This window comes from Halobiforma nitratireducens JCM 10879 (genome assembly GCF_000337895.1).
Classification (GTDB): domain Archaea; phylum Halobacteriota; class Halobacteria; order Halobacteriales; family Natrialbaceae; genus Natronobacterium; species Natronobacterium nitratireducens.
On record NZ_AOMA01000171.1, the window covers coordinates 12,910 to 32,646 of the forward strand.

Below are 19,737 nucleotides of genomic sequence, written 5' to 3' on the forward strand. Positions count from 1 at the left end.
CCACCGACCGCCACAGGGGTCGTTTCGGTTCGCGATCCGAACTCGTGCTGGCGTCCCAGGGGTTGGTGTTGGTGCTGGTATCGGTGTTAGTGCTGATGGTGACGGTGACGGTGACTCCCGCCTCATGCCAACCGTGGCGAGCGCAGGCTCAACCCGTTTGACCCTGGTCGCGCACTACTTATCCATGACCGACGATAGCCGCGAACAGGGCGTCGAGCTCGGTGACCTCCATGACGACCTCGAGTCCGTCGACTACCCGATCAGCCAGGACGCACTGTTCGAGAAACACGGCGACCGCGAGGTCGACTTCGGCGAGGAGACGATGACCCTCGAGGAACTCGTCGGGCCGATGAACGAGGACGAGTACGAAGACTACGGCGCTGTCGAGCAGGCGATCATGAACATGGTCGGCGACGAGGCGATCGGACGGAAGAACTACAGCGACCGGACGCCGCCGGCGATCGGAGAGGATCGACAGGACGAGGGTGCACCCGAGCAGGAAGGCCAGCGGGAGCAGGAATCGTTTTGAGCGTTGGGGTCGTCGGTGTCCGTCTCGTCCGAGTCGGGAGCGATATCGATATCGATATCGATATCGATGTCGCCGTCGCCGTCAATCGTCGTCGCCGACTTCCGTTCGCGCCTGTCGCCGCTGGGCCCGCTCGATGAACTCCTGGGGTAACTCGTCGATCTCTCCAGCTTGCACGCCCCAGAGGTGGGAGTACAGCCCTTCGTTCTCGAGCAGTTCCTCGTGGGCCCCCCGCTCGACGATCCGCCCGTCCTCGAGGACGAGGATCGTATCGGCGTCTTTGATCGTCGACAGTCGGTGAGCGATCGCGAACGTCGTCCGATCCTCGGCGAGTTCGTCGATCGAGCGCTGGATGAGCATCTCCGTCTCCGTGTCGACATCGCTGGTCGCCTCGTCGAGCACGAGTATCTCGGGATCTTTGAGGATCGCACGGGCAATCGAGACCCGCTGGCGCTGTCCCCCCGAGAGTTTGACGCCGCGCTCGCCGACTTCGGTGTCGTAGCCGTCCGGGAGGTTCTGGATGAAATCGTGGGCCTCGGCCATCTTCGCGGCCTCGATCACGTCCTCGCGATCGGCGTCGAACGCACCGTAGGTGATGTTCTCCTCGACGGTGCCATAGAAGAGGAAGGTGTCCTGGCCGACGTAGCCCATCTTGCGTCGCAGGCTCGCGAGCGAAACGTCCCGGACGTCCTGGCGGTCGATTCGAATCTCACCCTCGTCGACGTCGTACAGTCTGAGCAGGAGTTTCAATACTGTGGACTTGCCGGCCCCGGTCGGCCCGACCAGCGCGACGGTTTCGCCACCGTCGACCTCGAACGAGACGTCGTCGATGATACGCTCGCTGTCGTCGTAGCCGAAGCCGACTCGATCGTACTCGACGCGGCCCTCGCGGACCTCGAGTTCGGTTGCCTCGTCGTCGCGTTCGATGCGGCCTTCTTCGTCCATCAATCCGAAGATGCGCTCGCTGGAGGCCTCCGCGCGCTGGTACATGTTGATCACCTGCCCGAACTGGGCCATGGGCCAGACGAGCTGTTGAGTGTACATGATGAACGCGACGAAGACCCCCGTCTCGAGCGTCCCCGTGAACGGGCCCGGCGCGGTTTCCGTGAACACCCAGTAGCCGCCGACGAGGAACGTGAGGACGAACCCGATTCCCGAGATCACCTGCAGTCCGGGGAAGAACTTGATTCGGAGCCAGATAGCCCCCCAGTTCTTGTCGTAGTAGTTCCGCGAGACGTCTTCGACGCGGTCGGATTCGTACTCCTCGGTGTTCGAAGACTTGATCACGTTGATGCCGCCGAGGTTGTTCTCGAGTCGGGAGTTGACTTTCCCGACCGAGGAGCGGACGGCGGCGTATTTCGGCTGGATCTTCTTGACAAAGACGTACGTGAAGACGGCGATCAGCGGCACTGGCGCGAGAGAGACAAGCGCAAGCTGGGGATTGAGCCAGAACAGAAGGCACGTGATCCCAACGACCATCACGATCAGTCGCGTCGCGGAGTTCATCCCCTCGTTTAGAAAGCGCTCGAGCTGATTGACGTCGTTACTGAGCACCGACATCATCTCGCCAGTCTGCTTGTTCGCGAAAAACTCCATATCGAGTCGCTGCATCTTGTCGTAGGTCGCGGTGCGGACATCGTGCTGGACGCTCTGGGAGAAGGAGTTAAAGCCCCAGTTGCGCAGCCAGTGAAAGATCGCGCCGAACGCGAACGAGCCGGCGATCACGGCAACGACGAACTGGAACTGGCCCGTCTCCGTGGTCGGGAGCCACGCTTCCGGGAGGACCACGAGCGGCACCTGCTCGGCGAACGCCGCGTCGTAGACGATCGCGTCGATTGCAACGGCGAGCATCAGCGCCGGTAACAGGTCGAGTGCTCGCGCAAAGACACTCGAGATCAGGCCGACGACCATCGAAAACCAGTACGGACGACCGTACTCGAACAGCAGCCGTTGCATCGGACTCTCGATCTCCTCCCGCTGCTCCTCGAAGGGGTCGTCTTTGTCCCAGTCGACGCCGCTGCTCATCGAATACGCTTCCGGCTCCACGAACAATAAGCGTTTGCTACGAATCGAAATAGTCCGGTACCGGTTTCGTGGTTGCCTATTCGTGGGAGTCGGAATCGGGTTCGGGGTCGAAGTCGAAGTCGGAGCCAGAATCAGCGTCCGAATCAGTAGCCGGCTCGTATTCGATTTCGACCTCGTCACCGACCGCCATCCCCGTCTCGTTCGCGTACCCACGGGGCACCTCGAGTACCCACTGAGCCAGGCCAGTGTACTCGAGGTCTCCCCCGTCTTCGTCCGGTTCGGGTGCGCGTGCGTGTTCGATCTCCGTGATCTCTCGGTCGGCATCGACGAAGATGATATCGATATCGAAGTCCATCTCACGCATCACGTAGGTGCGCTCGGCTTCTCCGTCGTGGACGAACAGCATTCCCTCGCCGTCCTCGAGTGACTCGTGCTCGCTCAGCCCGGTGTAGCGCTCGCTCCAGGTGTCGGCAACCTCTACCTCGACGGTCGCTCTGGGCTCGCCGTCCTCGTCGAGAACCCGGACTTCCGCTCGGTCTTCTCCCCAGGGGACGGAGACGGCCCCGGTCTGGAGGAGTACCAGTGCGACTACGCCCAGCAACGCGACGACGAGCAACGCCTTCCACGTGCGCTCGAGGACCATCGTGTCTAGTCGTGGCTGCGACTCGAGAAAGTAAAGGTTATTCGGGCGGACGGCTTTGGTCCGGGTACGGGCTCGTGGTCTAGCTGGTTATGACGCGGCCCTTACAAGGCCGAGGCCGGTGGTTCGAACCCGCCCGAGCCCACTGTTGCTGTCGCGAACAACACGTGAGCGACGGCACCGTAACGGTGACGCGAGGGCGGTTCGAACCAGACCAGTCCCAGCGGCCGAACGAAGTGACCGACCGTCCGGGTGAGGTTCGAACACGTCGAGCAGTCCGAACCCTTCCTTCCAGATGCGATCCGAGAGCGCCGAGTTCAGTCGAAACATCGTCGACGAGCGTTAGAACGGAAACGGAGGTCCCGCCGTCGCGGCGGACCAATAGCGATCAGAACGGAGACGTCGAACCCTCGAGTTCGTCGGCTGTTGCGTTCCGTCGTCCGTCGGAGCCGTAATACGACACTATCCTCGTCACCTGCCCACTGGCCCGGAGTAGTCAGTGCTTGAGCCGAGCGACGTTTTCCCGAATCTGGCTGAAGAAGCCATCGCCGGACTCGGCCTGGAGCGCCGAGTGTAGCGTCGAGTTCTCGGGCTCGTCTTTGATGACGATCCGGAGATACGGCTCGAGCTGGTCGAAATTGTCCGAGAGGACGACGGTGTGGTTGTCCTCGTCGTGGTCGACGACGCCCGCGTCGGCCAGTTTCGGGACGTGACATTGGACCGACGAGACGTAGACGCTTTTGTACTCGTTCTTTTCGACCTCGTCCGGCGGAACGTCGTGTTCCCAGCCTGCGACTTGCTCGGCGAGTTTCGAGAGCTCGATCGGCTCCTCACGGCCTCGCAGCGCGTACAGGAGGTACCGTCGCCGCCGGTTGGCGAGTAACTCCAGGATGGTGTCGGCGGAGAGTTCTTGTTCCGCCTGACTCGAGGTAAGAGCCTCCATAACACAAGGTTACCCGCCGGAGCGGAAAAGGGTGTCTTGAATATCCGAATATCCAACAAACGACCGTTAAGACCGATCAAACTGTTCGTATTTGGTGCATACTGCTGCCGGGGTTCGAACGGTCGGGATCGTCGATCGTGGTCGGGGTGTGTCACCGAACCGACGTAGCCGTCGCGATTCGAAATCCTTTTTTATACCATGGACGGAGAAAGAGGTAAGCCGCCTTAGCTCAGACTGGGAGAGCACTCGACTGAAGATCGAGCTGTCCCCGGTTCAAATCCGGGAGGCGGCACTTCTGGCGCGAACAAAACGACGAGCGTAGCGAGGCGTCCGCGAGCGCCAGAAGTGAGACCCGAGCGGATTTGAACTAGACTGAGGTTCTGCGAGCGAAGCGAGCAGGTTCTCAGGCGTAGTTCACAATCCGGGAGGCAGCATAGTTTTTCTACTCGGAGAACGTTCGACGGACAGCACCCCTTACGGCGATAGTCGCGCGCAAATCCCGATTAGAGTTGACCACGGTTCCACTCACGTTCCGATGCTTTCGGCGCTTTATCCTATGTAACTCGGCCTCCCGTGGGGTCCACTCGTGACCGTCCGTCCGGTCTTCCGACTATCGTATTGAGCGAAGTAAGCGTCGGTGCGGCTTGCGCCGCCCCCCGGTTTCGCAAACCCTTGCGGGCTCTTACTGGTCCCCTCCCCGAGCCACTTGACCCCGCGGAAGAGCGGGGGAAGATTGTGGGACGCATGGAGGGTGTATGCAAACTCAAGCGAATCACCTCCGGAACCAGCATCGTTGATTGAAGCCGGAGCAGTAAAAAGCCTAACCTCGATGTAATCGATTTGTTGACGCTCTCGGCTCGTTCTCGGCTTCTCATCGGAGAAGATGGGTAAGTACGAGACTCGACAGGTATGCCAGAACCATCACTCGAGAATGAACCGATATCACGACTTTCCTCTTGCCGTCGAGACTACTGCGACAAATGCAGTACCGGAACCATCGTAGCGTATCAAGAGTGCGGCGAGGAGAGTGTGGGAGACCGTTTGGATAGCAGTGATCTTATACTCTGGGCCAACTGTCGGCCCGACGAACACAGACAGATGTTGTTATATCGTCCCGTTTCCAAGGGCCTGCATACATCGAATGCTTGATGCGCTCATCGACGCAGTGCTCGCGCTTCTCCTGTACGTCGGTTTGCCAGCCTTGTTCGTCCTCTTCGTGTTGAAAGGCGCGTTCGTCGGGAAACCGATCCCTACGACGGTGCTCCTGCCCGGCTACGTGCTGGCGATTTCCGCCGACCGTGGCGAAATTGCGCTGGTCCTTCTCGTCTCGAGTGTCGGCTACGTGGTCGGCCAACTCGTCATCTACTATCTGGCACGTCGCGGCGATCCTTCCGTGATCCAGTCGTCACCGCGGGTCAACATCCCGCCCGGACGGATCGATCAGGCCGAACAGTGGCTCGAGCGGTACGGTGGCATCGGTGTGTTCGTCACTAATTTCGTGCCGTATCTCCGGGGGCTGATCTTTATTCCGGCAGGTATCGTGAGCTATCCGGTTCCGTGGCTCGTGTTTTTCGCATTCACCTCGACGCTGATCTATCACACGCTCATCGTCGCCGTCGCGGTCGGTGCGGTGCGGATGATCTTCTAATCCGTGGGGGGCGTCCACGGTTTCGAAAAGACGAAGACGAGAACGGTTGCCTTCCACTGACGCGCTCTCCGGACTAACTGGTCGACCGGTTCGTCCGACAGCTGGCGATTCCGATCGGGGAAAGAGACTACTCGATGGCTTACGAGCGCCACGTATGGGTAAGACGAACGTCTCGGATCTCGAGTGGGCAACCCTCGAGCGCGGCGAGACGCAGTTCCGACGCAAGCAACTGGGCGCGGCAGCCGGGGGCGGCGAACTCGGCTGCAGTCTGTACGAACTGCCCGCGGAGGCACGGTCGTGGCCGTACCACTACCACACGGGGAACGAAGAGGCGCTGTTCGTGCTCGAGGGAAGCGCCACGCTCCGACTGGGTCGAGAGACGCTGTCGCTGGAGGTCGGCGATTACGTCACCCTGCCAACCGGAGAAGACGGCGCACATCGGGTCGTCAACGACTCAACAGAGCAGGTGCGGTACCTGATGCTGTCGACGATGCGCGAGCCCGACATCACCGTCTATCCCGAGTCGGAGAAGATCGGCGTGTTCGCCGGGTCACCACCGGGCGGCGACGACGAGCGGACGGTCGAGGGATACTTTCGTCGGGCGGACGAGGTGGAGTACTGGCTGGACGAGGAAACGGAACCGGAGACGAAACCGGACGGAGAATCGGAGTAGACCAGTTTTCTACAGATCTTCGAGTTCCCAGCCGACGAACGCCGACTCGAGGTCGACGTCGAACGCTTGCAGGACGCGTGCGAGTCCGAAGTAACAGCCAGGCGATCGCGACCGCCGTCTCCTCGTCGTAGTGTCCCGTCAGCGTCGCGTGATCGTCGTCGTCGACCGTTCCGTCCACGAACTCCCCGACGTACTCGACGATGGCGGCCAGTTCTGGCTCGAGGCGGTCGAGTTCCTGGCGCGAGATTGCGACGATCTGTTCGGGGGTGACGCCTTCGTCCAGGGCGACGCGGGCGTGCTGGTGCCACTCGTAGGCCGAGTCGGGTGGTAGGCCGTCGCCAGGATGACGAACTCCCGCTGGTGAGGCGAGAGCCCGCCCTCACGCCAGACGGTCGAGCCGTACTCCCGGAACGCCTCGAGGAGGGCGACGTTGCACCCCATCGTCCGGTAGACGTTCAGGGTTCCGCCCTCGAGTCGGTGGTCGACCGCGGCGTCTTCGTCGTCTTTCTCCGAGAGGGTATCGAGCAACGAACGCTTCTCTGGGGGCAGGTCCTCGGGATCGGCGTACTCGGTCCGTGCCATACTCGCCGGTCACACTCGAGGGAGAAATACGGTCGGGACCGGCTCTCGGTATTCCCCGCCCGAACCCTCAGTAACTCCGGGCGGTCGGCTCGTAGGTCTGCATCTCACCCTCGAGGATGACGGGGCGATACCACAGCTCTGGCTCTCCGTCGTTCCACGAGAGCATGGTGTGTTTGAGCCACTCCTCGTCCTTGCGCTCCTGGTGGCTGGCCCGCCAGTGGGCCCCGCGGAACTCGGTCCGAGCGAGTGCGCTCACTGCGATTGCTTCCGCCACGTCCAGCAGGTTCCGCAGCTCCAGCGTGTGGACCAGATCGGTGTTGAAGGTCCGGGACGGATCGTCCACGGCGACTGCCTGATATCGTTCCCGTGCTGTCCGAATCTCCCGTAACGCCTCCTCGATCCCATCTTCTTCTCGGAAGACGTTGACGTACAGCCCCATCGCGTCCTGCACTGCCGCCCGGATCGCTGCCGGATCTTCGCCGTCGTCGCTGTCGCGCTCGAGCAGCCGTTCGATACGGTCACGCTCGCGCTCGACTGCCTGCTCGATCGTTTCTGCAGGCCCGAGTGTCGTTCCCGTCTCCGATCCGCCGTCGGCGACTGCGGTCTCGCTCTCTGCCGCACCCAGTTCAACAGGCACGTCGACGTCGCTTTCCTCGTAGACCTCCGGCTTTCCCGTCTCGATCTCGGCCGGCTCGAGTGCGTCGCCTGCGGCGTGGCGACCGGCGCGTTTCCCGAAGACGAGCAACTCGGCCAGGGAGTTCCCGCCGAGTCGGTTGGCTCCGTGCATCGAGACGCAGCCACACTCGCCGGCCGCGTACAGCCCGCCGATACAGGTCTGGCCGTTCTCGTCGACCTCGATCCCACCCATCGTGTAGTGGGCACCGGGCTTGACCGGCATCGGTTCTTCGAGTGCGTCGACGCCCTCGAAGTCCTCTGCGAGGTGGACGATGTTCTCGAGGCGGTCGTTGATCCGCTCCGCACCGAGGTGGCGCATGTCGAGAAACACGTGGTCGTCTTTGATCCCGCGGCCCTCGTCGACCTCCGTCAACTCGGCACGGGAGACGACATCGCGCGAGGCGAGTTCGCCGGCGTTGTTCGCGTAGCCGCGCTCGAACATGAACCGCTCGCCCTCGCTGTTGTAGAGGATACCACCCTCGCCTCGGACCCCTTCGGTGATCAACACGCCGGTCGAAGGCAGCGTCGTCGGATGGAACTGGATGAACTCCATGTCCTCGAGCGGCACCCCGGCGCGGTAGGCCATTCCCATCCCATCACCGGTGTTGGCGATCGCGTTGGTGGTGTGCTCGAAGACCTGCCCTGCCCCACCGGTCGCGAGCACGACGCCACCATCCGCGCGGAAGCCGGACACCTCCCCCGAGCGGATGTCGAACGCGACCAGTCCGTGACAGGTGCGGTCGGACGGGTCCGGCTCGTCGGAGACGACCAGCCGAGTCACGTACCACTCGTCGTAGACCTCGATTCCACGTTTGACCGCCTGTTCGTACATCGTATGGAGCATGTGATGCCCCGTCTCCGCGCCCGCGTAGGCGGTCCGTGGGAACTCCATCCCGCCGAACGGCCGCTGGGCGATCCGACCGTCCTCGGTGCGGGAAAACCCCATCCCCCAGTGCTCGAGGCGGGTGACCTCTTCCGGGATCGTCTCCGCGAAGGTCTCGACGGCAGGGGCATCTGCCAGATAATCGGCCCCCTTCATCGTCTCGTAGGCATGGTCTTCGACGTCGTCGTCGGGATGGAGCGCGGCGTTGACGCCGCCTTCGGCAGCGCCGGTGTGTGACCGAACCGGGTGGAGTTTCGAGACGATCGCGACGTCTGCACCCGCTTCGTCCGCGGCGACTGCTGCTCGGAGCCCGGCTCCGCCGCCGCCGACGACGATGACGTCGTGCTCGTACATGGCCGATACTCGAGTCCAGCGACGCAACCGGGTTTACCTTCATTTTGAAGGTTACTACCCTTATCGTCCCGTTCGATCGGTGTTCCCGGTGTCTTTCGATGGTCGAGGAGACAGGGGCGATTCGGTCCCGTCCTGACAGGTAGCGTGCGAAGACCCACCCCTACAGGACTGGGAGGATGTCAAGTGGGGGCGAACCGGCGCGTTTGCTCGTCTCGCGTGATTCGACCTCCCAGGAGTTTCCGCTGTTCACGTCCGTTTACCGGAGCAGCAGTTATCGGGGCCGTCGCTCACTTCGTTTACGACGCGGTCGCGAAACAGTCCGGGTGCGAGAATCGACCCGTCGCCAGACGGTCGGGCTCACTCCGTTCGGCCACTGCGACTGGCAGGGTTCGATCTTGCCTTCCGCCGTTTCCACTCCTCTCGATGGTCGTCGTGAAAAAGTCCGGGTGCGAGAATCGAACCCGCGTCTCAGCCTCCACAAGGCTGAAGGATAACCACTACCCCAACCCGGACGCGCTTGCAACTCAGTTTACGAGTGGTGTGACTGAAATACGTTACGACTCGAGCACGGCTGTGTGGGACTCCGTACCGCACGATTACGACACTCTCTCTGGGCCCGAACGGAGAGTCTCGCCGCTCGACCGAGACGTTTTTCGCTCGAGAGCCGATACTGCCGACAACGCGTGGCCATCACCGACAAGATCTACGTCAAGAACCACCGCCAGCTCAGCTCCCAGCTCGAGACGAACATCCCCAAGGGCGCGTTCAAGGGCGCGACGCTCGATCTGCTCTTCCAGGGCGAGGGCCTCGAGAAGCTCGACGACGCGACCCGCGAGCGAGTGCTCGATTTCTCGAGTGACTTCCTCGATTGTGATTGCGACAACAACCCCTACTGCGGCTGTCCGGAACGGAAGTTCGTCCGTTACCTGCTGGAACTACGCGCGCAGGGGCTGGGCCCCGATGCGATCGTCGACGTGATGACCGACGACTACATGGTTTATGCCTACCCGGGCGACGTTCTCTCCTTCCTGGACGACGCCGTCCGCACCCTCGAGGCCGCGGAGGGGCTAGCACGCGTTGACGGCGAGGGGGACAAACAGGAACAGATACGGCAAGCAAAGCGGAATCTCGAGCGATAAAACCACCTACTGTAGCTGGACTGGAGGACCGACCGGCGGCTTTTGTCCTGGCCCAACAGACCGGAAACTGCTACGGAATCGGTGAGATGCCGGCCCCCCAACAGACAAGGGTCGGTGACGAACGCGGTCTGTTCGTCACACAGCAATGACATCGATCCCGATGGGGCTGCGTGACCGGGACACGCCCTATAGCGAGGGAGAAAACGAGAGTTTCACCGGTATCAAGCGAGAGCAACGCTCTCGTGGCATCATCGGAAGACTGTGTCTTCCGGGATGCTGCCGGTTCCCTCTGAGTGCGGAGTGGGACCGAAACGTCCTGGCTCGGCAGGCCAGCCATCCGGTGGCCGGATGCCACGGCCTGAGGGCCGTGGAGGGGGTCACTCCCGGACCGACCCCCTACCCCCTATCGTAACTGGTAGGACTCGTCGTCCTCGTCCAAGTCGTCGAGCAGGAGCACCTCGTCCTGTTCGTCCTCGAGTCGACCCTGCAACTCGTTGACGTAGGATTTGTACTCGTCGAGCTGTTCCCGCAGGTGGTCGGCCTCCAGTTCCAGCCGCTCGTGTTCGCGAATGAAACTCTTCGGCACCTCGACGGTCGGCGGGAACGAGAGACCCTCATCGTCGCCCTCCCCGGTTGCGGCAGGTCCCGACTCGAGTTCCGACTCGGGGACGACTGCGACCTGTCCGTCGTGTTCGACGAGCTGGTCGACGTAGTCCCGGAAGACGGCAGACAACGAGATGTCCCGCTCCTCGGCGATATCCTGGAGCGACTCGAAGGCGTCCTCGTTTACTCGAAACGAGATCGTCTTGTTCTTGTTGCCCATTCGTCCCCTAGTGTCGGTCCGGTTCACTTAACGGTTCGTCAGACGACGCTACCGGCGGTTCCTCTCGACCGCCTCCGGAGACACGACTGCAAGAGCCGAGGAACCGCGTCGCGCCCGGGGCCCACGAACGTGAGCGCGCCGGTCAGGAACGATCGTCCGACTCCGGTGCCAGCCCTTTCTCCCCCAGTTCTTCGAGGGCGTCGTCGGATTTCTCCAGTGCATCGAGTCCCATGCCTGCGAGGACGTGGTCGGCCTTCGTGAACTGGATCTCTTCGTAGCCGACGATCTGGACGCGGTTACCCCACGGATCGCGGAACTCGAGACCAGGCACGGCCAGCCGGTCGATCCCCTCGCTCTCGAGTCGCCGCTCGACGGCTTCGGTGTCGTCGACGGCGAGCCCGAAGTGCCGGGCGTCGTCCCGTTCGTCCGCCGCGTCGTCGGTCTCGGCCATCGCGATGAACTGGTCACCCATGTCGACGAACGCCTTCGTCTCGCTACGGCTTCGGAGGTCAAATTCGAACAGCGAGCCATAGAACGCCAGCGCGTCGTCGATATCGCCGACCTCGAGGGCGACGTGATTGATGCCGACGAGGCATGCGCGATCCGGATCGCCGTTTGATTCGGCCCGGTCGTCGCGGTCGCTGGAGTCACTGCTGTCGGTTCCGGGAGTGGAGTCGGCGTCAGTAGTGGAATCAGTCACACCCGAGCGTCTCACGTGCCGACAAGTAACGGTTGTGCTGGGCGGTGTGGACGGCGAACGTCGGTCGGCGCAAACAGAAAATATCGGTCGCCGTTCGCTCAGGCCGTCGCTTCGGCGTCGTCGACGTCCTCGAGTTGTTCGAGCGCCTGGATCACGTCGCGGCGGTAGTTCTCGACGGGCGAGTCGTATCGGTCGCGAGCCATCTCGGCGTACTCGTTGGTCGGGGCGGTGGAGCCGCTCTCGGGGGCCTCCTGTTGGGCCTCCCACTCCTGGAACGCCTCGATTCGTTCCAGCGTTCGTTCGGCGGTCTCGACTACCCAGCGGTCGCGGGTCCCCTCGTCGACGACCGCGATGGACTCGGGCCGGACGGAGACGTTGACCGTGCCGTCTTCGGTCTCGTAGGTGCGTGGTTTCCCGACGACCGAGACGTAGGCCGGCGGCTCCGCGTCTCGAAGCGTCGCGGCCGCCTCGGGCTGGTACTGGCCGGCGTAGACGAAGAACGTCCCCGTCGGGTCGACGACACGGCCGCGCCAGTACTCGCTGTCTTCGCCGACGTCTTCGGTTTCGGTCAGCGTCCCGACGACGAACACGCGGTTCGCGCGGTCGCCTGTAGGCAAGAGCGCGTAGTTCGGTGCACGTTCGTCGTCGCTTTCCTTGAACGAGTACGTCGAATCGTTGAATTCCGAGGCGAAGACGCGGCGTGCGACTTCGCGGGTGAGTTCTGCCTGGCTCATATCACATCGACCTCGCTTTGATCAGCAGTTCTTCCGCATCGATCCGCCCGTCCAGTTCCTCGACGTCGTCGGCCAGCACGTAGCGACCGAACGTCGGTCCTTCGATCCGATAGTAGGTGCCGACGATGTCCTCGTGAATCTCGTCGGCGACGATCGTCGTATCCAGCGCGTCCATCGCCATCTCCTTTGCCTCCTCGAGGCTCAGTCCCGTGAGTTCCTCGGTGGCTTCCTTGTCGAAGATGACTTCGTGGGCGTCGATCCCGTCGTCGACGACGGCCTTGATCCGGAGGTCGAACTCGCCTTCGACCTCGCCGTGTTCGTTACAGCGGCCGTTCTGCAGGACGCGAGTGCAGTCCTCCTTCGGACAGCGCTTGATCAGGCCGCTGCCACTTTGCATGTCGACGAGCGCGCCTTCGATCTCGCTGGTGTCGTTGCCGACCTCGAGGTCCTCCTCGCGTTCTTCGATCACCGTCGTCGAGTTGAGTTTGACCGAGTACTGGCCCTGGTACTCGTCGGTGACGACGTTGCGAAGCTCGTAGACGCTGCCCTCCTCGAGTGCGGGGAGGTCGGATTTGGCCCACTTGGTGAACTTGATCGTTCCGGTGGGGTCGCCCAGCAAGCCGACCTGTGCGACGGCGTCGCTCCGTGGGTCCCACAGTTCGATGACTTTGGCGGTGAGATCGATCCACTGTTCGGGCTCGTCGACGTCCTCGATTTGGACGTCCTCGCTGGAACCGCCGGCCAGTTCGTCACGCTCGAGGTCTGCCTCCTCGAGGTAGTGGTTGGTGACGCTGCGGCGGGCTTCGTCGATCGGTACTTTGTACTCGTCGACGAGGGTGGTCAGGCGGTCCTCGATCTCGTCGACGCTGACGTCTATGTGGTCTGAAAACTGCTCGTGGATGTCGTCGGCATGCTCTCGTACGTCGCTCATTGTGTCACGCCTCCTCTTTGGTTTCACTGGGAGGCATACCGCTGTTCGTGCCCAATCCTATTTAAAGTACGGTGACCGGAGCGAAAGTGAATCCCGCGGTTGTGGCCGCGAGTTCCGCTTCGAGAAGTGAACCTCGGTCTTCGCGTACTACGGACCACGGGGGTGACTCGGTGTCTCCGACTACCCCAGTACGGTGTAGTTCACTCTTCGCCGTACTCCGCTAACGACCCGTCGGTTACGTCCGCGCGGTGGCTCGTCGCCAGCCCCGCGAGATGCGGTGCCTCGGGCACGATCAGTTCCTCACAGGCGGTCTGACACGCACCCGTGCTCCCGGGAATACAGAACACCGGCGTGTCGACGGCGATGCCGGCCGTCGCACGCGAGGCGATGGCTCGAGTGCCGATCTCTTCCCACGAGAGCGCGCGGAATCGCTCGCCGAAGCCCGGCAGTTCGCGCTCGAACAGTGACGAGGTGGCCTCGGGGGAGACGTCGTCAGCAGTTACGCCGGTTCCGCCGGTCGTCACGACGACGTCGATGTCACGGCGGGCGACGAGTCCCCGCACCGCGGTCCGGATCGAAGAGTAGTCGTCCCGGACGAGCAGCCGTTCGCGGACCTCGTGGCCCTCGGCCTCGAAGCACTCCTGGATGGTGTCGCCCCCGGGATCGTCGGGGGCTTCCTCGTCGGCCTGGGCGCGCGAACTCGAGACCGTCACGAGCCCGACGTAGAGGGGATCGATGATATCGTGGCCGTGGTCGTCCGTGCTGCGTCGATCGCTGCGGTCGGATACCATGTGTTCCTATCCACAGTCGACTCCCATAAACTACCGCGTCAGTACTCCTTTCGGAACGTTTTACTGGGATTCGGGCCACGTCAATCGCAGATGCGCGTCCGTAGGGTCTCCGACGACGTTCCGCCGGCTGTGCGGTTCCTGCCGATCCTCCTTGCTAACCTGATACCGCTCGTCGGCGTTCTCGTGTACGGCTGGGAGCCATCGACGCTGGTTGTCATCTACGCCCTCGAGGTGATCCTCGCGTTCCCGCTGGCGGCGGTGAAGGCGCTGTTCGCCGGACAGCCGCCACAGGCCGAGGAGCTAGAGACCGACGAAGACGAGGGCGACTCGAGCGTGATCGATGTCGGAAACACCGACCTCGCCAGAAAGCACGGGAGCGTCAGTGTCGTTTCGTGGCTCCCGCCGGTGTATCCGCGAAACTTGCCGTTCATCGGCGCTATCCTCTTCGTGACCGTCTGGGTCGTTCTCTTCGTCGTGGGCGCGCTGTCCGAAGTCGCGGCCGAGGACGCACTCGCACAGCCGGTGGTCTGGCTGAGCGTCGCAGGATTGTTGCTCGGTCAGGGACTCGAGACCTGGCACGAGTACCTCCGTGGCGGCCGGTACGAGACGACGTCGCCGTACGCCGTCATCGAAACGCCGGCACGGCAGGGTTTTTTCCTGATGATCGCCTTGCTGTTCGTCGCGGAAGCCGGTGGGATCGCCGTGCTCGCGACGTTCGTCGCCGTCAAACTGCTCGTCGACTGGTCGGCGTTTCGTGCGACCCACGGCGGCGGCGGCCGGCTCACAGGGTGGCTCGCCGGACCGGAAAACGAGGAGGAACGCGAGGGCCCAGAGCAGCCACGGATTCCCGACGCCGACCCGGATGCCCGGTTCGAGACGCATACCCGGACAGTGGCCCTCACCGCCGTTTTTCACACGCTCGTGAAGCCTGCCCCCTTCTACGCCGGCATGGTCGTTCTCGCGTGGTTCGTCACCCTCGCAGTGCTCGGTGGGAGTGGCGGGTTCGCTCTCTTGCTGTCGGTCGGCATCAGTCTCGCTGCCTTCGTGGCACTCGTCGCGTTTCTGGTGGCAAAGACCGCCGAACGAGTCTTCGAGTACGCCGCGCTCGAGTATCGTCGGTACGACGACCGTCTCGTCGCCTACGACGCCTGGGTCGAAGAGCCCCAGTGGAGTGTTCCGTGCAACGAGATCCGCGACGTAACGGTCGTCGGCGACCGGCTCCCGGACCGGGTGTTCGGTACCCGGACGCTCGAGGCGAAACTGGGGTGGGGCGACGAGGAGACCATGCGCGAACTCGGTCCCGTCGAGGACGCCCCGGCGTTCGTCGAGGCGTTCGATCTGGCGGTGCGGGCGACCGAGTTGGACCTGCCGGCGGTCGATCGACGAGTCGCTGCGATCGCGGTCACACCGATCGCCGGGGTTCCCGTCGCTGTCGCCGCGTTCGTCGTCGGACTGTTGCCCGTGATCAGTGCAATCCAGTTCGTCGTCTTCGGACTGCCGGCTGTCGTGTTCGGGCTGTACGGAATCTGGCAGCAAGCGTACCCAGACACAGGGTAGTTGAGAGGACCACCTACCTCGCTTTGCCGGTCAGAGCGAGTCCGTGTCGATCACGGTCGTCTCGCCCATCGCCGTCGGCGCACGGTTGTCGTAGTCGTGCCAGTCCTCGTCCATCTCGGCGTCGGTCAGCAGGCAGTCGTCGAGTCGCGCCTCGAGGGCCGAACACTCGAGGTCGCGCCCGATCACTGCCAGCCTCGTTTCGCGGTCGCCCCACTCCTCGTCCCACTCGAGGTCGGGCTGACCCTGACGGTAGGTCTCCTGCCGTTTTTCGGCGAAGCTGGCGATCCAGCGACCGGTGACCTCGAGGCTGGTCTCCGTCCCGGCGTAGCTCATCGTGATAGCCTGGTCTTCGCGGCCGGCGATCCAGCACAGGCCTTTCGCGCGAACGAGCCCGTCCGGGAGGTCCGTGAGGAGGGCCGCGAAGCGTTCGGGGTGGAACGGGCGGCGGCGGTGGTAGGCGTCGACGGCGATGCCGTAGCGTTCGGGGGGATGTGTGTGGTCGTGAGTGTGGTCGTGGCCGTGGCCGTGCCCGTGCCCGTCCTCGTGATCGTCGTCGTGTTCGAGGTGATCGTCGATGCCGTCCTCCTGGTCGTGTCCGTGATCGTCGCCCGCCGTCGCTCCGTCCCCATACTCGTCGGCTTCGATCGCTCGCTTCCATCCCGCGGCCTCGCTCGCCGCCTCGAGATCGAATCGTTCGACGCCGAGCAACGCCGCCGGATCGATCGCGCCGTACTCGGTCGTCAACACGTCGGCACGAGGCTGGAGCGCCTCGAGCAGGGCGACGACCCGCTCCCGTTCGGCGTCGTCGACGAGGTCGCACTTGTTGACGACCAGCAGGTCGCAGAACTCGACTTGCTCGAGGACGAGATCGGCCAGTGGCCGTGTCCCGTCACCACCACTGTCTTCGCCTTCGCCTTGGATGGCCGGCACCTCGTCGGCCGCGAGGTCGACATCCGCGAACCGATCGTGGAACCGCCGGGCATCGACGACCGTCACGACCGCCTCGAGGTCGTAGGGGCCGCCGGCGGGTCCGCGGACGAACTGGCGGGCGATCGGCTCGGGTTCGCCGACGCCGGAGGCTTCGACGACGAGGTGGTCGAACTCGTGTTCCTTCCAGAGTTGGATCACCGCCCGCGACAGTTCGCCGCCGAGGCTACAGCAGATGCAGCCGTTCTCGAGGGCGACGACTTCTTCGCCGGTCGCCAGATCGGTCCGGGCTTCCACCAGGTCGGCGTCGACGTTGACCGCGCCGACGTCGTTAACCAGCACGGCGATATCGCGCTCGGTATCGGCGTCGGGCGACTCGAGCAGGCCCGATAACAGCGTCGTCTTTCCCGCGCCGAGCTCTCCACAGAGGACGGTGACCGGAACGGACATTTACTGGTTCGAGAGCGCGAGTTCACGTCGGTCTTCCGGTTCGAACGGGTCCACGTAAGCGTCCCAGTTCTCGGCCATCTCGGCGTCGGTCAACAGACAGTCGTCGAGCCGGTCGATCAACCCGTCTTCGTCGAACTCGCGGGCGATGAAGACGAGCCGGGTCATCCGGTCGCCGTACTCCTCGTGCCAGTCGTCTTTCAGCCCGGGCCGAGCGGCGAAGTACTGTTCACGCTCCCGTTCGGGCAGCGTCGCGAGCCACTGTCCGGACGGGCCCGCGCGAACCGACGTGCCCGCCTTGTCCATTCCCATCGCGACGTCTTCGCGACCCGCGCTCCAGAAGAAGCCTTTCGCACGCACGACCTCGTCGGGCAGCTCCGACAGCAACGAGGCGATTCGTTTGGGGCGGAACGGTCGCCGACGCTGGTAGACGAAGGAGGTAACGCCGTGTTCCTCCTGTGGATCGTGGTGGTGGTCGTGCTGGAGTTCGTGTTTCCAGCCCGCCGCGTTCTGGGCACGCTGGAAGTCGAACTCGTCGGTGCCGAGAATCTCTTCGGGATCGACGTCGCCGAACTCCGTCCGAACGATCTCCGCACGGGGCTGGAGTCGTTCGAGGACGGCCTCGATCTCCTCGAGGTCGTCGTCGGGGACGAGATCGCACTTGTTCACCAGGAGCACGTCGCAGAACTCGATCTGGTCGAGGAGGACTTCCTCGGGGACCCGTCCAGCGTGATCGTCGAGGTCGTCCTCGGCCAGCGCCGTCCCGGAGTCGAACGACTCCCAGAAGCTGTGGGCGTTGACGACGGTCACCATCGTGTCGAGTCGGTAGGTGTCGGTTGGATCGAAGTCGGCGTCCTCGAATCCAAGCGCGAACGTCTGGGCGACGGGGATCGGCTCCGAGATGCCGGAGGATTCGACCAGGAGGTAGTCGAACTCCCGACGGTCGGCGAGTCGGCCCACCTCCTCTAGCATATCGCCCCGGAGGCGACAGCAGATACAGCCGTTGGACATCTCGATGATCTCTTCCTCGCCACCCAGGTCCGACTGCTGGGCGACGTACTCGGCGTCGACGTTTACCTCGCCCATGTCGTTGACCACGACGGCGACCTCGAGGCCGTGGTCCGCTGTCAAAACGTGGTTCAGGACGGTCGTTTTGCCGGCACCGAGACTGCCGCTCAGGACGGAGACGGGAATGCGTTCGTCGGTCATCGTTCGGTTGTGAATACCTACTCCACTCTTGTTAATGTTAGTCATTATGGCTGGATGGCGAATTAGATAATAAAAGTTATTATTTGGATTGGGTGTATTCATATGTACCCGTAGTCAGCGTTTCGATGCCCGAGGAACTGGCCGACCGGCTGGACGCGTTCGCCGACGAACACGACCACACCGGCCGCAGCGAGGTCGTTCGCGAGAGTGCTCGCCTACTTCTGACCGAGTTCGTTGCCGACGTTGTCTCGGTCGACTACTCGATCGGTCCGCTGGACACACCGGAGACGCTTCGAAACGGGTGACGGAACCGACGCTTCAGACCGTCGAGTTGGGTGTCCGCTCGATATCGAGTTCGTCGCCGAGCGCACGCTCGTACAGCGAGAGCAGTCGGTCGATCACTCGTTGCTGGCTCACCTCTCGTGCCACATCGCGGCCGTTCGAGCGCTCCCCTCGTGCGAGCACCTCCTTGAGCCCGCGGACGAGTTCGGCATCGCTCGTCGCGACTGTGGACGGCTCGACGCGTGAGAGTCGTTCGCGAACGTCGCCGACATCGGTGGCGACGACCGGGAGATTACAGGCGAGCGCTTCCTTGACCGATGTCGGCGACCCTTCGCGGTCGGAGGTGAGCAACAGCGCGTCGGCAGCGTTCATGTACGCCGGCACCGTCTCGTGGTCGACGCCGTGGACCACCTGGAAGTTGACGGGCCGGCCAAGCCGGTCGTCGACCGTCCCGACGATCCGCTTCGCTCGCGAGTGGTTCTTGACCTCGCGTTCGGGCGGGTACGGGAAGAGGACGTGATGCTCGTCTCGGGCCCAGCCGACCCGTTCTCTCGCCTCGGCCGTCGGCTGTGGCTCGAACAGGTCCAGATCGATACCGAACGGCAGGACCGTACAGTCGCTGCCCAGCGACTGGCGCATGTCTTCGGTCATAACGATCACCTCCTCGCACCGGGGCGCACAGAGTTTACTGACCGGGCCGCCGGGCCCCTCGAGGTCGGTGCCCCACAGTGTGAGCACGACTGGCACCTCCCGCTGGGCCAGCGCCATGGGCGCGGTCAGCCCGTAGTGGGCGTGGACGAGGTCGTAGTCCCCGCGGCGAACCTCGCGTCGCACCTGCGGGAAGAATCGGAGGTAGTCCGTCGCGCTTCGGGACTCGCCCGCCGAGACGTGGCCCGAAACCGTCAGGGTCCGAACCGACATTCCGCGGGCCTCGAGTGCGGCTAACTGCTGGTTCATAAACGGCGACTCGTCGTAGGTCGTCAGCGCGAGGACGGTCACGGTCATCGATCGGAGTGGCGAATCTGGACCGCTGAACCACATTGTTAATTCGTTCGCTTCCGGTGACGGTCACTGCGGGAGACGCGTTAACGTGGGCAAACAGCGGCGTTCGCGGACCTCGAGCGGGCACACCTCGAGTGGAACGGCTACTCGAGTGCGCTGGCAGCGAGCCGACCTCCGAACGCCGAACGACCGTGCCCCGGTGTGGTCTCGCGGACGAATTGCCAGCCGGCGGACTCGGGAATCGCT

General features: G+C 63.4%; 18 protein-coding genes, 3 tRNA genes and 1 pseudogene. 8 read left to right on the plus strand and 14 right to left on the minus strand.

The features are described from left to right. The first annotated feature begins 184 nt into the window (after window positions 1–184). Window positions 185–529 (plus strand): DUF5789 family protein, encoded by a 345-nt coding sequence (locus C446_RS16000; protein ID WP_006674173.1) that lies wholly within the window; start codon window positions 185–187, stop codon window positions 527–529. 81 nt (window positions 530–610) lie between these two features. Here the strand turns inward: C446_RS16000 and C446_RS16005 are convergent, their stop codons facing one another. Continuing rightward, window positions 611–2,551 (minus strand): ABC transporter ATP-binding protein, encoded by a 1,941-nt coding sequence (locus C446_RS16005; RefSeq protein ID WP_049920298.1) that lies wholly within the window; start codon window positions 2,549–2,551, stop codon window positions 611–613. A 76-nt stretch (window positions 2,552–2,627) separates the two neighbouring features. Beyond that, window positions 2,628–3,194 (minus strand): DUF192 domain-containing protein, encoded by a 567-nt coding sequence (locus tag C446_RS16010; RefSeq protein ID WP_006674175.1) that lies wholly within the window; start codon window positions 3,192–3,194, stop codon window positions 2,628–2,630. A gap of 68 nt (window positions 3,195–3,262) precedes the next feature. On the opposite strand from C446_RS16010, the gene C446_RS16015 reads away from it, so the two are divergent. Next, window positions 3,263–3,336 (plus strand) — tRNA-Val (locus tag C446_RS16015). A gap of 351 nt (window positions 3,337–3,687) precedes the next feature. Here the strand turns inward: C446_RS16015 and C446_RS16020 are convergent. Then, on the minus strand, window positions 3,688–4,134 hold the full coding sequence (locus C446_RS16020; protein ID WP_006674176.1) for a DUF7344 domain-containing protein: 447 nt from the start codon (window positions 4,132–4,134) through the stop codon (window positions 3,688–3,690). A 218-nt stretch (window positions 4,135–4,352) separates the two neighbouring features. Here C446_RS16020 and C446_RS16025 point away from each other — a divergent pair. The 3 genes from C446_RS16025 (at window position 4,353) to C446_RS16035 (ending at window position 6,455) form a co-directional block, all read left to right on the plus strand. Continuing rightward, a tRNA-Phe gene (locus C446_RS16025) sits at window positions 4,353–4,426 on the plus strand. A gap of 849 nt (window positions 4,427–5,275) precedes the next feature. Continuing rightward, a complete protein-coding gene (locus tag C446_RS16030) occupies window positions 5,276–5,782 on the plus strand; it encodes a DedA family protein (protein WP_006674177.1) in 507 nt (168 codons plus the stop codon). 154 nt (window positions 5,783–5,936) lie between these two features. After that, window positions 5,937–6,455 (plus strand): cupin domain-containing protein, encoded by a 519-nt coding sequence (locus tag C446_RS16035; RefSeq protein ID WP_006674178.1) that lies wholly within the window; start codon window positions 5,937–5,939, stop codon window positions 6,453–6,455. Between the two features lie 138 nt (window positions 6,456–6,593). Here C446_RS16035 and C446_RS16040 read toward each other — a convergent pair whose 3' ends face one another. The 3 genes from C446_RS16040 to C446_RS16050 all read right to left on the minus strand — a co-directional run bounded on the left by C446_RS16040 (window position 6,594) and on the right by C446_RS16050 (window position 9,461). Then, window positions 6,594–7,037: a carboxymuconolactone decarboxylase family protein gene (locus tag C446_RS16040; protein ID WP_006674179.1), complete on the minus strand. Its 444-nt coding sequence runs from the start codon at window positions 7,035–7,037 to the stop codon at window positions 6,594–6,596. A gap of 67 nt (window positions 7,038–7,104) precedes the next feature. Further along, window positions 7,105–8,949 carry an FAD-binding protein gene (locus C446_RS16045; RefSeq protein WP_006674180.1) on the minus strand — a complete coding sequence of 615 codons (1,845 nt, stop codon included), beginning with the start codon at window positions 8,947–8,949 and terminating at the stop codon, window positions 7,105–7,107. A gap of 440 nt (window positions 8,950–9,389) precedes the next feature. After that, a tRNA-His gene (locus tag C446_RS16050) sits at window positions 9,390–9,461 on the minus strand. A gap of 171 nt (window positions 9,462–9,632) precedes the next feature. Here C446_RS16050 and C446_RS16055 point away from each other — a divergent pair. Continuing rightward, window positions 9,633–10,088: a DUF5814 domain-containing protein gene (locus C446_RS16055; RefSeq protein ID WP_006674181.1), complete on the plus strand. Its 456-nt coding sequence runs from the start codon at window positions 9,633–9,635 to the stop codon at window positions 10,086–10,088. A gap of 403 nt (window positions 10,089–10,491) precedes the next feature. Here C446_RS16055 and C446_RS16060 read toward each other — a convergent pair whose 3' ends face one another. From C446_RS16060 to C446_RS16080, 5 genes are all read right to left on the minus strand, one after another. Further along, window positions 10,492–10,911 carry a ribbon-helix-helix protein, CopG family gene (locus C446_RS16060; RefSeq protein ID WP_006674182.1) on the minus strand — a complete coding sequence of 140 codons (420 nt, stop codon included), beginning with the start codon at window positions 10,909–10,911 and terminating at the stop codon, window positions 10,492–10,494. A 142-nt stretch (window positions 10,912–11,053) separates the two neighbouring features. Continuing rightward, on the minus strand, window positions 11,054–11,611 hold the full coding sequence (locus C446_RS16065; protein WP_006674183.1) for a VOC family protein: 558 nt from the start codon (window positions 11,609–11,611) through the stop codon (window positions 11,054–11,056). 98 nt (window positions 11,612–11,709) lie between these two features. After that, a complete protein-coding gene (locus tag C446_RS16070; protein ID WP_006674184.1) occupies window positions 11,710–12,345 on the minus strand; it encodes an RPA family protein in 636 nt (211 codons plus the stop codon). A gap of 1 nt (window position 12,346) precedes the next feature. Beyond that, on the minus strand, window positions 12,347–13,276 hold the full coding sequence (locus C446_RS16075) for a hypothetical protein (protein ID WP_006674185.1): 930 nt from the start codon (window positions 13,274–13,276) through the stop codon (window positions 12,347–12,349). Window positions 13,277–13,476: 200 nt separating this feature from the next. Further along, window positions 13,477–14,067: a MogA/MoaB family molybdenum cofactor biosynthesis protein gene (locus C446_RS16080; RefSeq protein WP_006674186.1), complete on the minus strand. Its 591-nt coding sequence runs from the start codon at window positions 14,065–14,067 to the stop codon at window positions 13,477–13,479. Between the two features lie 90 nt (window positions 14,068–14,157). Here C446_RS16080 and C446_RS16085 point away from each other — a divergent pair, with 90 nt between their 5' ends. Next, entirely contained in the window at window positions 14,158–15,624 is a 1,467-nt protein-coding gene (locus C446_RS16085) for a DUF6498-containing protein (RefSeq protein ID WP_006674187.1), read from the plus strand. A 30-nt stretch (window positions 15,625–15,654) separates the two neighbouring features. Here C446_RS16085 and C446_RS16090 read toward each other — a convergent pair whose 3' ends face one another. Beyond that, on the minus strand, window positions 15,655–17,001 hold the full coding sequence (locus C446_RS16090; protein ID WP_006674188.1) for a CobW family GTP-binding protein: 1,347 nt from the start codon (window positions 16,999–17,001) through the stop codon (window positions 15,655–15,657). Further along, complete coding sequence (locus tag C446_RS16095; protein ID WP_006674189.1) at window positions 17,002–18,207, minus strand: GTP-binding protein; 1,206 nt, start codon at window positions 18,205–18,207, stop codon at window positions 17,002–17,004. It abuts the gene before it with no gap. 125 nt (window positions 18,208–18,332) lie between these two features. Between C446_RS16095 and C446_RS16100 the strand changes: the two are divergent. After that, window positions 18,333–18,449, plus strand: a pseudogene (locus C446_RS16100) (CopG family ribbon-helix-helix protein); the annotation flags it as partial. 76 nt (window positions 18,450–18,525) lie between these two features. Here C446_RS16100 and C446_RS16105 read toward each other — a convergent pair. After that, window positions 18,526–19,494 (minus strand): glycosyltransferase, encoded by a 969-nt coding sequence (locus C446_RS16105; RefSeq protein ID WP_049920300.1) that lies wholly within the window; start codon window positions 19,492–19,494, stop codon window positions 18,526–18,528. Between the last annotated feature and the right edge of the window lie 243 nt (window positions 19,495–19,737).

What these genes read in the sequence shown, in the direction of transcription:
- C446_RS16070 (WP_006674184.1), bottom strand. Translation starts at nt 12,345, where the DNA reads ATGAGCCAGGCAGAACTCACCCGCGAAGTCGCACGCCGCGTCTTCGCC.
- C446_RS16105 (WP_049920300.1), bottom strand. Translation starts at nt 19,494, where the DNA reads ATGACCGTGACCGTCCTCGCGCTGACGACCTACGACGAGTCGCCGTTT.
- C446_RS16075 (WP_006674185.1), bottom strand. Translation starts at nt 13,276, where the DNA reads ATGAGCGACGTACGAGAGCATGCCGACGACATCCACGAGCAGTTTTCA.
- C446_RS16090 (WP_006674188.1), bottom strand. Translation starts at nt 17,001, where the DNA reads ATGTCCGTTCCGGTCACCGTCCTCTGTGGAGAGCTCGGCGCGGGAAAG.
- C446_RS16040 (WP_006674179.1), bottom strand. Translation starts at nt 7,037, where the DNA reads ATGGCACGGACCGAGTACGCCGATCCCGAGGACCTGCCCCCAGAGAAG.
- C446_RS16030 (WP_006674177.1), top strand. Translation starts at nt 5,276, where the DNA reads ATGCTTGATGCGCTCATCGACGCAGTGCTCGCGCTTCTCCTGTACGTC.
- C446_RS16005 (WP_049920298.1), bottom strand. Translation starts at nt 2,551, where the DNA reads ATGAGCAGCGGCGTCGACTGGGACAAAGACGACCCCTTCGAGGAGCAG.
- C446_RS16000 (WP_006674173.1), top strand. Translation starts at nt 185, where the DNA reads ATGACCGACGATAGCCGCGAACAGGGCGTCGAGCTCGGTGACCTCCAT.
- C446_RS16080 (WP_006674186.1), bottom strand. Translation starts at nt 14,067, where the DNA reads ATGGTATCCGACCGCAGCGATCGACGCAGCACGGACGACCACGGCCAC.
- C446_RS16095 (WP_006674189.1), bottom strand. Translation starts at nt 18,207, where the DNA reads ATGACCGACGAACGCATTCCCGTCTCCGTCCTGAGCGGCAGTCTCGGT.
- C446_RS16020 (WP_006674176.1), bottom strand. Translation starts at nt 4,134, where the DNA reads ATGGAGGCTCTTACCTCGAGTCAGGCGGAACAAGAACTCTCCGCCGAC.
- C446_RS16045 (WP_006674180.1), bottom strand. Translation starts at nt 8,949, where the DNA reads ATGTACGAGCACGACGTCATCGTCGTCGGCGGCGGCGGAGCCGGGCTC.
- C446_RS16085 (WP_006674187.1), top strand. Translation starts at nt 14,158, where the DNA reads ATGCGCGTCCGTAGGGTCTCCGACGACGTTCCGCCGGCTGTGCGGTTC.
- C446_RS16010 (WP_006674175.1), bottom strand. Translation starts at nt 3,194, where the DNA reads ATGGTCCTCGAGCGCACGTGGAAGGCGTTGCTCGTCGTCGCGTTGCTG.
- C446_RS16035 (WP_006674178.1), top strand. Translation starts at nt 5,937, where the DNA reads ATGGGTAAGACGAACGTCTCGGATCTCGAGTGGGCAACCCTCGAGCGC.
- C446_RS16060 (WP_006674182.1), bottom strand. Translation starts at nt 10,911, where the DNA reads ATGGGCAACAAGAACAAGACGATCTCGTTTCGAGTAAACGAGGACGCC.